The following is a 13,363-nucleotide window of genomic DNA, read 5'->3' as shown; positions in this document are numbered from 1 at the left end:
ACGGTTCCGCAGGTCGCGGTGGTGCTCCACCGGGGCTCGGTACGGCACCTCGCCGGCGCGGAAGGGTAGTTTGGGCCGACCGAAGTGGACTTCTGGAGGGTTGGCCCGTGACTGCTGATCTGTCGCAGCTCGTGAAGGCGTACGACGTGCGCGGGGTGGTCCCGGACCAGTGGGACGAGCCGCTGGCCGAACTGTTCGGTGCCGCCTTCGTCCAGGTGACGGGAGCCGACGCCATCGTGATCGGGCACGACATGCGGCCCTCCTCGCCCGGACTGTCCCGGGCCTTCGCTCGTGGAGCCGCCGCCCGCGGTGTCGACGTCACCGAGATCGGCCTCTGCTCGACGGACCAGCTCTACTACGCGTCGGGCGCGTTCACCCTCCCCGGCGCCATGTTCACCGCCTCGCACAACCCCGCCCGCTACAACGGCATCAAGATGTGCCGGGCGGGCGCGGCCCCCGTCGGCCAGGACACCGGTCTGTCCGAGATCCGCCGGCTCGCCGAGTCCTGGCTCGACTCCGGCTCCGGCGCCCCGGCCTCGGACGCGACGCCCGGCACGATCACGAGCCGCGACACGTTGGAGGACTACGCGGCCTACCTCCGCTCGCTCGTCGACCTGACCTCCATCCGCCCCCTGAAGGTCGTCGTCGACGCGGGCAACGGCATGGGCGGACACACCGTCCCGACCGTCTTCGCCGGGCTGCCGCTGGACCTCGTCCCGATGTACTTCGAGCTGGACGGCACCTTCCCCAACCACGAGGCCAACCCGCTCGACCCGGCGAACATCGTGGACCTCCAGAAGCGTGTCCGCGAGGAGGGCGCCGACCTCGGCATCGCCTTCGACGGCGACGCCGACCGCTGCTTCGTCGTGGACGAGCGGGGCGAGCCGGTCTCCCCGTCCGCGATCACCGCGCTGGTGGCCGCCCGCGAACTCGCCAAGCACGGCGGCGGCACCGTCATCCACAACCTCATCACCTCCTGGTCGGTCCCCGAGGTCGTCCGCGAGCACGGCGGCACCCCGGTCCGCACCCGCGTCGGCCACTCCTTCATCAAGGCCGAGATGGCCACGTCCGGCGCGATCTTCGGCGGCGAACACTCCGCCCACTACTACTTCCGCGACTTCTGGAACGCCGACACGGGCATGCTGGCCGCCCTCCACGTCCTCGCCGCGCTCGGCGGACAGGACGGTCCGCTCTCCGGCCTCGTCGCGGAGTACGACCGCTACTCCGGCTCCGGCGAGATCAACTCCACCGTCGACGACCAGGCCGCCCGCCTCGCCGCCGTCCGCGCCGCCTACGAGGGCCGCGAGGGCGTCACCATCGACGAACTCGACGGCCTGACCGTCACCACCGAGGACGCCTGGTTCAACGTCCGCCCCTCCAACACCGAACCCCTCCTCCGCCTCAACGCCGAGGCCCGCGACGAGACGACGATGACGAAGGTCCGCGACGAGGTGCTGGCCATCATCCGGGGCTGAGGCGTCCCGCCCGGCGCGCCGCGGGCGCGCCGGGCCTCGCGCACACCAGGCGCGTACATGCGGGAAGTGCCGGACAGGCCCTGGCCGGTGCGGGCCGCGCGCCCGACGAACAGGCCCCCGCGCCCCCGCGCCGGGCTCCCCGCAGCGGTACCCTGACCAGGCCGCATCCACTGTTTCGGAAGGACACCCCATGCCGCTCGAAGCCGGCCTCCTGGAGATCCTCGCCTGCCCGGCCTGCCACGCCCCGCTCAAGGAGCAGGAGACCGAGCTGATCTGCACGGGAGCGGACTGCGGCCTCGCCTATCCGGTCCGCGACGGCATCCCCGTCCTCCTGGTCGACGAGGCCCGCCGCCCCGCCTGACCGGCACGGCCGCCCGCACGGGAGGCCCCCGCGGCGCCGTCCCCGTCCGCACGGGCGGGCCGACGGCGCGGCAACGACACCAGCCCGACAACAAGCGACGACAAGCGACAGCGCCGTCGTCGTCCGCGCGGGACACCGGCGACGCCCCCGTCCCGCACGGCGACCGACGCCGCAGCACCCGGCCGGTCCCCGGTCCGACCCAGCGCCGCTCGGCACCTCGCGCGAGCGACCCCGTGCACGCGACACCGGCGGCCGGCGCAGACGCCGCCCCGGCGATCGGAGGCTCCCGACCCCATGCTCGACGAATCGCTGCTCGACGACCCCGACGCACTCGCCCGGGCCGACCGGCGGGCCCTGCTCCGCGGCGCGGCCGAGGCGGGAGCCCGGGTGCGCACCGCGGTCCGGCACGCCGCCGAGGCCGGGATCTCCGAGCTGAAGCCGGACGGCCGGCCGCGCGCCGTCATGATCGCCGGACCCGGCATGGCCGCCACCGGCGTCGCCGAGTTCCTCGGCACCCTCGTCGGAGCGAGCTGCCCCGTCACGCGGCTCACCCCCCAGGGCGTCGCACCCGCCGCGGGCGCCCTGCGCTGGGAACTGCCCGGCTGGGCCGGCCCCGTCGACCTCCTGCTGATCGCCACACCCGACGGCAGCGAACCCGGCCTGGACCTCCTCATCGAGCAGGCCTACCGGCGCGGCAGCACCGTCGCCGCCGTGGCCCCCGCCGGCTCCCCCCTCTCCGGCTGGGTGGCGGGCATCCACGGCCTCTTCATCCCGATGGCCACCGCCCCGTACGAACCGGAGGAGCCGTTCGCGGCCTCCGCGCCCGGCGTCCTGTGGGCGCTGCTCACCCCGCTGCTCGTGCTCCTCGACCGCACCGGGCTCGTCTCCGCCCCGCCGGAAGCCCTGCAGAAGGTCGCCGACCGCCTCGACCACGTCGCCGAACGCTGCGGCCCCACGATCGCCGCCTACAGCAACCCGGCCAAGACCCTCGCCGTCGAACTGGCCGAGGCCCTCCCGGTGATCTGGACGGAAGGCACCTCCGCCGGACCGGCGGGCCGCCGCTTCACCGCCGCGCTCGCCGAACTCGCGGGCCGCCCCGCGCTGACCGCCGAACTCCCCGAGGCCCTCACCGCGCACAGCGTGCTCCTCGCGGGAGCCCTCGCCGCGGGCGCGGACCCCGACGACTTCTTCCGCGACCGTGTCGAGGAGGCACAGGCGCTGCACGCGCGCGTGGTGCTGCTCCGCGACCGCCCCATCGGCGGGATCAGCGCCGCCCCCGCCGCCCGCGAACTCGCCCTCACCCACGACACCGCGATCAGCGAGCTCGAACCCGAGGAGGGCGGCGAACTGGAGACCCTCGCCGAGCTGATCGCCACCACGGATTTCGCCGCCGTTTACCTGGCGCTCGCCTCGGGGGCCTGACCTGGAACCTGCCGTCACCTTCCCCCGGCGGCGCCCGCGCGTTCTCCGGGCGAACGACGCGGAGTGACGACAGGACCCGGGGCGGGACCCGCGACCGGTGCCCCCGGACGCCGGGGCCCACGACCGGAACCCGACGCCACGCCTCCCCACCGGCCCACCGCACGGAGCGGGCCGCGCAGCGCACGTATGGAGAAGAAGACACCGATGGACCGCCTCGACAACACCGTCCGCCCCTACGCCTGGGGCTCCACCACCGCCATCCCGCACCTGCTCGGCGTGGAGCCGACCGGTGAGCCGCAGGCGGAGATGTGGATGGGCGCGCACCCGGGCGCGCCCTCGCGCACCGAGCGCGGTCCGCTCGACGAGGTCGTCGACGAGGACCCCGAGAGGGAACTCGGCCGCGCCGCCGTCGCCAAGTTCGGCCCCCGCCTGCCGTTCCTCCTCAAGCTCCTCGCCGCCGGCGCCCCCCTCTCCCTCCAGGTCCACCCCGACCTCGAACAGGCCCGCGAGGGCTACGAGGACGAGGAGAGCCGCGGTGTCCCGATCGACGCCCCGCACCGCAACTACAAGGACGCCAACCACAAGCCCGAACTGATCTGCGCTCTCACCGAGTTCGACGGACTGTGCGGCTTCCGCGCCCCCGAGGCGGCAGCCGACTTCCTCGCCGCCCTCGACGTCGACGCCCTCAAGCCGTACGTCGACCTGCTGCGCGCGCACCCCGAGGAGGCCGCCCTGCGCGAGGTCCTCACGGCCGTCCTCAGCGCCGACCCCGACGACATGGCCCACACGGTCACCGAGACCACGGCCGCCTGCGCCCGCCTCGGCGGCGACCACGCCCCGTACGCCGACCTCGCCCACCACTACCCGGGCGACCCCGGGGTCATCGCCGCGATGCTCCTCAACCACGTCCGGCTCCAGCCCGGCGAGGCCCTGTTCCTCGGCGCCGGCATCCCGCACGCGTACCTGAACGGCCTGGGCGTCGAGATCATGGCCAACAGCGACAACGTCCTGCGCTGCGGTCTGACCCCCAAGCACGTCGACGTCCCCGAACTCCTGCGCGTGGTCCGCTTCGAGGCGAGCGATCCCGGCATCCTGCGCCCCGAGGCGTCCTCCGACGGAGAGGAGCTCTACGCCACCCCCATCGACGAGTTCCGCCTCTCCCGCTACGCCCTCGCCGAGGGCGCCGCCCCCCGCGACCTCACCCGCGACACCCCGCAGATCCTGCTGTGCACGGCGGGCTCCGTCCGCGCCGACGGCATCGATCTCACGCCCGGCCGCTCGGTGTTCGTACCGGCCGACGAAAAGGCCGAAGTGTCCGGGTCCGGCACGATCTTCCGTGCGACAGTGGTGGCCTGACGGGACGACAGCCCGGACCTGGGACGCCCGTGGCCGGTCCGGGCTGCAAGAATGACCCACCGCAAAGGGCGGGTAAAGCCCGGACCGGGGTACGAGGGTACGAACGGGGTCCGGACGGCGTACGAAGGGACAGCAGGAGCAGATGAGCGCTTCAGGCGGCACCAAGGCGATCGTGGCGGCACTCGGTGCCAACCTCGCGATCGCGGCAGCGAAGTTCGTGGCGTTCGCGTTCAGCGGCTCCTCCTCGATGCTCGCCGAGGGCGTCCACTCGCTCGCCGACTCGGGGAACCAGGCGCTGCTCCTGATCGGCGGCAAGAAGGCCCAGCGCGAGGCGACCCCGGAGCACCCGTTCGGCTACGGCCGCGAGCGCTACATCTACGCCTTCCTCGTCTCCATCGTCCTGTTCTCGGTCGGCGGCATGTTCGCCGTCTACGAGGGCTACGAGAAGATCAAGCACCCGCACGCGATCGAGCACTGGTACTGGCCGGTGGGTGTCCTCGTCTTCGCGATCATCGCCGAGGGCTTCTCCTTCCGGACGGCCATCAAGGAGTCCAACCAGATCCGCGGCACGCACTCCTGGTCGCAGTTCATCCGCCGCTCCAAGGCCCCCGAGCTGCCGGTCGTCCTCCTGGAGGACTTCGGCGCGCTCATCGGTCTGGTCCTCGCCCTGTGCGGCGTCGGCCTCGCCCTGCTCACCGACGACGGCACCTGGGACGGCGTCGGCACGGTCTGCATCGGTGTCCTGCTCATCCTGATCGCCCTGGTCCTCGCCGCCGAGACCAAGTCACTGCTGCTCGGTGAGTCGGCGGGCCCGGAGAACACCGCGAAGATCGAGGCCGCGATGGTCGACGGCGACACGGTCACCCGCATCATCCACATGCGCACGCTCCACCTCGGCCCCGAGGAACTCCTCGTCGCCGCGAAGATCGCCGTCCGGCACGACGACACGGCCACCGAGGTCGCCTCCGCGATCAACGCCGCCGAGGCCCGCATCCGCGACGCCGTCCCGATCGCCCGGGTGATCTACCTGGAGCCGGACATCTACAGCGAGGCGGAGGCCACCAAGGGCGCCGACCGCGACGCCACCCCCGGCGGACCGGCCCAGGCGCCGTCCGACCACTGACCTCCCGTCCTACGACGCCGGGGCCCGCCTGAGATCCCGGGCGGGCCCCGACGCCGTACAGCGGCCGACCGCAGCGCGTGCCGCCGACCGCTCGGTGCGCGCTACTCGATCTCCGCCAGCACCCCGACAACCGCCCGCTCGTCCGCCGCGTCCGTCAGCCGATCCCGGAACGCGGGGTCCATCAGCTTGCGCGACAACAACGCCAGAATCCGCAGGTGCTCGTCGCCCGCGGCGGCCTCCGGTACGGAGATCATGAACACCAGCCGGGCCCTGGTCCCGTCCGGCGCACCCCACTCGATGCCCGCGTCGGAGCGCGCGAACCCGACGACCGGGGCGCTCACCGCGTCCGTCTTGGCGTGCGGGATCGCTATCTCCTCGCCGAGGCCCGTGGTGCCCTGCTCCTCCCGGCGAAGTGCCGTGCGCACCAGCTCATCCACGTCACGGACCTTGCCGGTGGCGGCGAGCAGTCCGGCCATCTCACGGATCGCGGACTCCTTGTCCTCGGCCGCGAGCCGGACGCGGACGGTCTCCTCGGTGAGATACCCGGAGAGGACTTCGGGCTCGTCGGCGACAGCGGTGGCCGCCGTCCCAGAGCCGTGAGGGGCGGACACGGCAGCCGAGTCGCCGCCCTTCGACGATCCGGCGAGCCCCGGTCCCGGACCCGCGCCGGTCCCGCCGGCGGCGACCGCACCGGCGAGCGCGGGCTCGGGCGTCCGCGCCGAGGGAATCAGCACCTCGCCGCGCCGCCGGCGCTCACTGATGTCGATCAGCGTGACGGTCGTCAGCGCGGTCACCGCCGTACCGACGACGACGGCCACGAAGAACATCGGTACGCCGCCCACGGCGCCCAGCACCGCCACGATCGGCCCGCCGTGCGGGACCGCGTCACCGACACCGGCGAGTCCGGCGACCGCACCGGCCACGGCACCGCCGAGCATGTTCGCCGGAATGACCTGCGCGGGCCGCGCCGCGGCGAACGGGATGGCGCCCTCGGAGATGCCGAAGCAGCCCATGAAGAGCGAGGCCAGTCCCGTCTCCCGCTCCTGCTCGGTGTAGAGGCGCTTGCGGATCAGGGTGGCCACGCCCTGGCCGAGCGGCATCACGGGAATCGCGGCGGCGCACATGCCCATGACGGTCTGGTTGCCGGTCGCGATGAGACCGGAGCCGAAGAGGAAGGCCGTCTTGTTGACCGGGCCGCCCATGTCGAACGCGATCATCAGGCCCAGGATCGCGCCGAGCAGCACCGCGCTGGTCCCGGTCATCCCGCTGAGCCAGCTGGTCAGGTGCTCGAAGACCCACGAGATCGGCTTCCCGATGACGTAGACGAAGAAGAGGCCGAGTGCCGTCGTCGCGACGATGGGGATCACGATGATCGGCATGATCGGCTGGGCGAACTTCGGGACCTTGACCTTCTTGATCCACAGGACCAGATAGCCGGCGAGGAACCCGGTCACGATCGCTCCGATGAACCCGGCGCCCGACTTGGAGTCGTACAGCGCGCCGGTGTTGGCGATCCACCCGCCGATCATGCCGGGCACGAGCGCGGGCCGGTCGCCGATCGCGTAGGCGATGTAGCCGGACAGGATCGGCACCATCAGCGTGAAGCCGATGACACCGATGTTGTTGACGTCCATCCAGAAGGAGTCCTTCGGGATGACCAGACCGCCGGAGGGGTCGGTGTGTCCGCCGAGCGAGAGGGATATCGCGATGAGCAGCCCGCCGACCACGACGAACGGGATCATGTAGCTGACCCCGTTCATCAGCGCCTTGTACGGCAGGCTCCGCTCCTTGCCGCCGCCGCTGCCCGTCCCGGACGTCGGCGAAGGACCGTCCGAGGTGTGCACGGGCGCCGACTGAACCTGCTCGATCAGCCGCTCGGGGTGGTGGACCCCTTCCGCCACCCCGACGGTGATCACCCGTTTGCCCGCGAACCTGCTGAGGTCCACGTCCTTGTCCGCCGCGACGATGATCCCGTCAGCGGTTCTGACATCGTTGTCATCGAGGACGTTCTCGGCACCGATGGATCCTTGTGTCTCCACTTTCATGTCGATCCCGAGGCGCTCCGCGGCCTGCGAGAGCTTCTCCGCCGCCATGTACGTGTGGGCGATGCCGGTCGGGCACGCGGTCACCGCCAGCAGCTTCAACCGCTGCCGCTCGTCACCGTCGTCGCCCGTGGGGGGAGGGCCGGCCGGACTGGTCACGTCGATCTCCTAACGCCTACGGCGTCCTGGACGCCTAGGTCACGCGGGCCTTTCGGACGCCCGCCGAGCACTGGCGACACCCCTGCCCACGATCGAAGACGCCGAACATCACCGAATCCGCAGGCTGGCGCCCGCGAATCGGGCCGCTGTAGCCCTTCCCGGGGCACCGGCAGGACACCTCGGCCGCCGCCCCTCGACAGCGTCCCTTCCGGAGGCGGACTGGGGGCGGGCGGGCTCACCGGTGTAGCTTGGGTGACTGAGCCAGACGTCGCTGCTGATGGCGGTCGGGCGGTCCCACCGCGGACCGGCCGAGGGAGAGAGGGCCTCCGACGGACTGCGCTGCGCGCACCGGGCACTCCTGTGTCCTGCCGGGGCACGTCCGTGCCCCTCCCGGGCATGCGTATGTGTCCACCGCCGCGCAGAACAGCCCAACTCGCCCCGAATCCGAGGAGCAGCTCGTCATGACGACTGTCGACAGCCGACAGGACTTCAAGGTCGCCGATCTCTCACTGGCCGACTTCGGCCGCAAGGAGATCACCCTCGCCGAGCACGAGATGCCCGGCCTGATGTCGATCCGCAGTGAGTACGCCGCGGCGCAGCCCCTGGCCGGCGCCCGCGTCACCGGATCCCTGCACATGACGGTGCAGACCGCCGTCCTCATCGAGACCCTCGTCGCCCTGGGCGCCGAGGTCCGCTGGGCCTCCTGCAACATCTTCTCCACCCAGGACCACGCGGCCGCCGCCATCGCGGTCGGCCCGAACGGCACGCCGGACAACCCCCAGGGTGTCCCGGTCTTCGCCTGGAAGGGCGAGACCCTGGAGGAGTACTGGTGGTGCACGGAGCAGGCGCTGACCTGGCCGAACACCCCAACCGGCGGCCCGAACATGATCCTGGACGACGGCGGTGACGCCACCCTCCTCGTCCACAACGGCGTGAAGTACGAGAAGGACGGCAAGGTCCCCTCGGCCGACACCGCCGAGAACGAGGAGCACCGCGTCGTCCTCGAACTCCTCAACCGCACCATCAGCGAGGGTTCGCAGAAGTGGACCCAGCTCGCCTCGGAGATCCGCGGCGTGACCGAGGAGACCACCACCGGCGTCCACCGCCTGTACGAGATGCACCGTGACGGCACCCTGCTGTTCCCGGCGATCAACGTGAACGACGCCGTCACCAAGTCGAAGTTCGACAACAAGTACGGCTGCCGCCACTCCCTGATCGACGGCATCAACCGCGCCACCGACACCCTCATCGGCGGCAAGACCGCCGTCATCTGCGGCTACGGCGACGTGGGCAAGGGCTGCGCGGAGTCCCTGCGCGGTCAGGGTGCCCGCGTGATCATCACCGAGATCGACCCGATCTGCGCCCTGCAGGCGGCGATGGACGGCTACCAGGTCACGACCCTCGACGAGGTCGTCGACAAGGCGGACATCTTCGTCACCACGACGGGCAACAAGGACATCATCATGGCCGCGGACATGGCCAAGATGAAGCACCAGGCGATCGTCGGCAACATCGGCCACTTCGACAACGAGATCGACATGGCCGGCCTCGCCAAGATCCCCGGCATCGTCAAGGACGAGGTCAAGCCGCAGGTCCACACCTGGAAGTTCCCCGACGGCAAGGTCATCATCCTGCTGTCCGAGGGCCGCCTGCTGAACCTGGGCAACGCGACCGGACACCCGTCCTTCGTGATGTCGAACTCGTTCGCGGACCAGACCCTGGCCCAGATCGAGCTGTTCACCAAGCCCGAGGAGTACCCGACCGACGTCTACGTGCTGCCCAAGCACCTCGACGAGAAGGTCGCCCGTCTCCACCTCGACGCGCTCGGCGTGAAGCTCACGACGCTCCGCCCCGAGCAGGCCTCGTACATCGGTGTCGAGGTCGAGGGCCCGTACAAGTCGGACCACTACCGCTACTGAGCACACCCGCCGAGCAGCGGTACCACCGCTCGGCGTCCGGATGTCAGCAGGCCCTCGCCCTCCCGGCGGGGGCCTGTCCCCGATGAGGACCTGAACGCCCATGCCCCGCGGCCGTTATTCGCTCCATGATCCGCACGATCACACCCCCCTGGGTGAAGAGCACTTCCACTGCGCGCCCGGCCCCTCCGGCTGGCGCTACGTCGCCCAACTCACCGCCCCCTCCACGACGGGCCCCGACGGCCGCCCCCTGGAAAACACCGTCACCGGCTCCGTCGACCTCGCCATCGACGAACTCGGCCGCCCCATCCGCCTCGAACTCCACTCCGCGAACTGGCAGGTGCGCGGCGCCGCCATCGACGGCGTCACCTGGGTCCGCACCGATCCCGCCGGCATCGAGGCGACCGAAGGAAACGTGGCCGCCCACGCCTTCACCGGCACCTCTCCCGCGTTCCTCGTCGCCACCGCCCGCCTCCTGCGCCTCACCCCTTCCGCCGTCACCGCGGCAACCCGCGTACGCCTCGTCTCCTTCACCGGCCTGGTACTCGCCCCGCGCACCCTCGACCAGTCCTGGGCCTTGATCGCAAGCGAAACACACAGCACTGACAACGGTCCCCTGACCGTGGACGAATACCAGGTCACTGCCCTGGACACGGGGGAGCAGCACGCCGTCCACATCGCCGGGGACGTCGTGCTCGCGGCTCCCGGCATCGAGCTGGAGGACCTCGAGTCACCGCCGTCGGCGTTCAGCTGAGCGCACCTCACGACGAGGCGGCGGTGACGATGCCCGGCGTGGACGGCGGGATCCGCCCATGAGGAACCGGAGCCGTCGGCCGGCGAGAACGCTCAGCCGGGCGGGGCGAAGCCGGTCCCCGGCCGCTCGCCCTGCCCGGGCTCACGCGCCGGCTGCCCCGGGCCCTCCGCACGATCCTGACCTGCCCGGGCCGGATCGGGCTGTGAACCGGCAGGAGCCTGCGCCACAACGGGATACCCGTCGGAAGCGTGCCGACCGGGACCTTCACCACTCCCCAGCGACAGAGGGGCGTAGCCGCCGTGACCTCCCTGTGGGGGATAGCCGGCAGAAGCAGGGGGCGGGGCGTAGCCGGTGTTCGTGGGGGGCGGGTTGTATCCGCCGTGCCCCGCCGGCTGGGGGTGGCCGCCAGGACCCTGCGGGAAGGGATGTGCGCCAGGAAAGGGCTGAGGCATTCCGACGGCGGGACCGCCTCCGAACACCCGACGGGCCTCACGGGCCTGCCGCTCCTGCACCACGGCCGCCAGATACGCACCCGCGGGCACACCCTGCGGCGGCGGCGTTCCCGTACGCGTGGCGAGATCCATCGCGAGCCGTTCCGCCATCGCACCGCCCACCCGCGGATCCAACTGCCCCATCCGCGTCAGATACTGGCGGATGGCCAGCCACAGCCCGTCCGGCACCGCGGACAGATCGAGCTCGGCGAACCGTCCCGCGAGCCAGGGCGGCGGCGGAGGCACACGCGGCATACGCCCCACGGGAATCCGCTCACGCACCACGAGAGTGCCGGCGAACACGTCACCGAGCCGCCGGCCGCGCTCCGACACCAGAGAGGCGATGCACGCGACGATGCCGAACGTCATGAGGATCTCGACGACTCCCACCGCTCCGCGCACCAGCGCGTGCCGGAACCGGATCGGCCCGCCGTCGTCCCGCACCACCCGCAGCCCGCACGCCAGCTTCCCCAGCGACCGGCCATGGCTGAGCGTCTCCACCGCGATGGGCACGCCGACCAGGACCAGAAGGAAACTCGCGATCGACAGGGCGACCTGCGCCGCGTCGTCCAACGCGGCGGTCGCCGCGACGAGCCCGATCGTCACGACGAGGTAGACCACCACCGCCGCGGCGAGGTCGAGCACGACGGCCAGCGCCCGGCTCGGCAGTTTCGCGGGGCGCAGCTCCAGCGCCACCGCCTCGCCCGTCACTAGCTCACTCACACGTGCCGCCCTTCCCCTGACCTGCCCCGAGAACCGCCAGTCTGCCAAGCTGAGCGCACATCGCGCCGCAGTAAGACAAGCTGACATCGACCAAGAGCCGCCGACGAGCAGCCGAGGAGCAGTCAAACCGATGGACCTCGACGTCTTCGTCTCCGCCCACCGAGCCGAGTGGGACAGACTCGACGCCCTCCTGCGCCGTCAGCGCCGCCTCGACGGAGCCGAGGCCGACGAACTCGTCACCCTGTACCAGCGAACGGCCACCCATCTCTCGCTGATCCAGTCCAGCGCCCCCGACCCGCAGCTCACCGGCCGGCTCAGCCAACTCGTGGCACGCGCGCGCAGCGCCGTGACCGGCACGCGCCGAGCCTCCTGGCGCGATGTCACCGGCTTCCTGACCCGTGGTTTCCCGGCCGCGGTCTACCGTTCCCGCCACTGGTGGGTGCCCACGGCCCTCCTGTCCACGGCGATAGCGGCCCTCCTGGGCTGGTGGATCGCCGCGCACCCGGAGGTCCAGGCCTCGATCGCCGCGCCCAGCCAGCTCCGCGACCTCACCCGCCCCGGCGGCGAGTACGAGACCTACTACTCCAGTCACCCGGCCGCGTCCTTCGCGGCCCAGGTCTGGACGAACAACGCCCAGGCCGCGGCCATGTGCCTGGTCCTCGGGATCTTCCTGGGCCTCCCGGTGCTCTGGATCCTCTTCCAGAACATGCTCAACGTGGGTGTCGGCATCGGCCTGATGTCATCGGCCGGCCGCCTGGACACCTTTCTGGGCCTGATCCTTCCGCACGGCCTGCTGGAACTGACGGCCGTCTTCGTCGCCGCGGGCACCGGCCTGCGACTGGGCTGGACGGTCATCGACCCGGGCCCGCGCTCCCGACGCACGGCGCTCGCGGAAGAAGGGCGCGCCGCCCTCGGAATGGCCGTCGGCCTGGCGCTGGTCCTCTTCATCTCGGGTGCCATCGAAGGCTTCGTCACGCCCTCCGGCCTCCCCACCTGGGCGCGCATCGGTATCGGGATCGCGGCCGAACTGGCCTTCCTCCTGTACGTCTACGTGCTCGGCGGCCGTGCGGTCCGCTCGGGCAACACCGGTGACGTCGAAGCCTCCGAGCGCAGCGCCACTCTCCCCGTGGCCGCCTGATGTGCGGACGCCTCCGCTGAGCTGCTAGTCTCCTCTTCGCCCCAAGGGACCCGTTGACACGGGTTGTTCGGGGAGGTAGATTAGAACAGTTGCCTAGAACTGGACACGTCCGGCGGCAACGGTTAGAGTCTGCGAGCTTCTCCAAGTAGTCGACACGTCGATTCGAAGAAGCCCCCCTCCTGATGATTCAGAAATGGTCGCCGGTAAGTCAGGCCCAAACCTTCTGATAAAGTCGGAGTCGCTGAAAAGGAAAGCGCGAAAGCGCGGAACTTGAAAGCACCGAGGAAATCGGGTCCGAAAGGATCTGGTAGAGTCGGACTCGCCGGAAAGGGAAACGCGAAAGCGAAAACCTGGAAAGCGCCGAGGAAATCGGATACGGAAACGGTCTGATAGAGTCGGAAAC

At 71.2% G+C, this 13,363-nt stretch carries 10 protein-coding genes; 8 read left to right on the top strand and 2 right to left on the bottom strand.

Features of this window, described 5'->3' with window-relative positions; genetic code table 11:
• Nucleotides 1–107 precede the first annotated feature (107 nt).
• From ABZT74_RS32575 to ABZT74_RS32555, 5 genes are all read left to right on the top strand, one after another.
• Nucleotides 108–1,475, top strand: coding sequence for a phosphomannomutase/phosphoglucomutase (locus ABZT74_RS32575; protein ID WP_356172155.1), 1,368 nt, complete (start codon nucleotides 108–110; stop codon nucleotides 1,473–1,475).
• Nucleotides 1,476–1,665: 190 nt separating this feature from the next.
• Nucleotides 1,666–1,836 (top strand): Trm112 family protein, encoded by a 171-nt coding sequence (locus ABZT74_RS32570; RefSeq protein ID WP_078943765.1) that lies wholly within the window; start codon nucleotides 1,666–1,668, stop codon nucleotides 1,834–1,836.
• Nucleotides 1,837–2,130: 294 nt separating this feature from the next.
• A complete protein-coding gene (locus ABZT74_RS32565) occupies nucleotides 2,131–3,258 on the top strand; it encodes an SIS domain-containing protein (RefSeq protein ID WP_356172152.1) in 1,128 nt (375 codons plus the stop codon).
• Nucleotides 3,259–3,462: 204 nt separating this feature from the next.
• Complete coding sequence (manA, locus tag ABZT74_RS32560; protein WP_356172150.1) at nucleotides 3,463–4,614, top strand: mannose-6-phosphate isomerase, class I; 1,152 nt, start codon at nucleotides 3,463–3,465, stop codon at nucleotides 4,612–4,614.
• A 142-nt stretch (nucleotides 4,615–4,756) separates the two neighbouring features.
• Nucleotides 4,757–5,737 carry a cation diffusion facilitator family transporter gene (locus ABZT74_RS32555; RefSeq protein ID WP_356172147.1) on the top strand — a complete coding sequence of 327 codons (981 nt, stop codon included), beginning with the start codon at nucleotides 4,757–4,759 and terminating at the stop codon, nucleotides 5,735–5,737.
• Nucleotides 5,738–5,838: 101 nt separating this feature from the next.
• On the opposite strand, the gene ABZT74_RS32550 is transcribed toward ABZT74_RS32555, so the two are convergent.
• Nucleotides 5,839–7,938 carry a fructose-specific PTS transporter subunit EIIC gene (locus ABZT74_RS32550; RefSeq protein WP_356440830.1) on the bottom strand — a complete coding sequence of 700 codons (2,100 nt, stop codon included), beginning with the start codon at nucleotides 7,936–7,938 and terminating at the stop codon, nucleotides 5,839–5,841.
• 461 nt (nucleotides 7,939–8,399) lie between these two features.
• Here ABZT74_RS32550 and ahcY point away from each other — a divergent pair, with 461 nt between their 5' ends.
• The gene (gene ahcY, locus ABZT74_RS32545; protein WP_356172141.1) at nucleotides 8,400–9,857 is read left to right on the top strand and encodes an adenosylhomocysteinase; all 1,458 of its coding nucleotides are present in this window, start codon (nucleotides 8,400–8,402) and stop codon (nucleotides 9,855–9,857) included.
• Between the two features lie 100 nt (nucleotides 9,858–9,957).
• A complete protein-coding gene (locus ABZT74_RS32540; RefSeq protein ID WP_356440827.1) occupies nucleotides 9,958–10,608 on the top strand; it encodes a hypothetical protein in 651 nt (216 codons plus the stop codon).
• Nucleotides 10,609–10,700: 92 nt separating this feature from the next.
• On the opposite strand, the gene ABZT74_RS32535 is transcribed toward ABZT74_RS32540, so the two are convergent.
• Nucleotides 10,701–11,822 (bottom strand): RDD family protein, encoded by a 1,122-nt coding sequence (locus tag ABZT74_RS32535; RefSeq protein ID WP_356440824.1) that lies wholly within the window; start codon nucleotides 11,820–11,822, stop codon nucleotides 10,701–10,703.
• 130 nt (nucleotides 11,823–11,952) lie between these two features.
• Here ABZT74_RS32535 and ABZT74_RS32530 point away from each other — a divergent pair, with 130 nt between their 5' ends.
• Entirely contained in the window at nucleotides 11,953–12,960 is a 1,008-nt protein-coding gene (locus ABZT74_RS32530; protein ID WP_356172135.1) for a stage II sporulation protein M, read from the top strand.
• Nucleotides 12,961–13,363: the final 403 nt, after the last annotated feature.

This window comes from Streptomyces sp. NPDC005302 (assembly GCF_040607345.1).
Lineage (GTDB): Bacteria > Actinomycetota > Actinomycetes > Streptomycetales > Streptomycetaceae > Streptomyces.
Note: the sequence above shows the minus strand (reverse complement) of the source record. Positions and strands in the feature narration are given on the sequence as shown.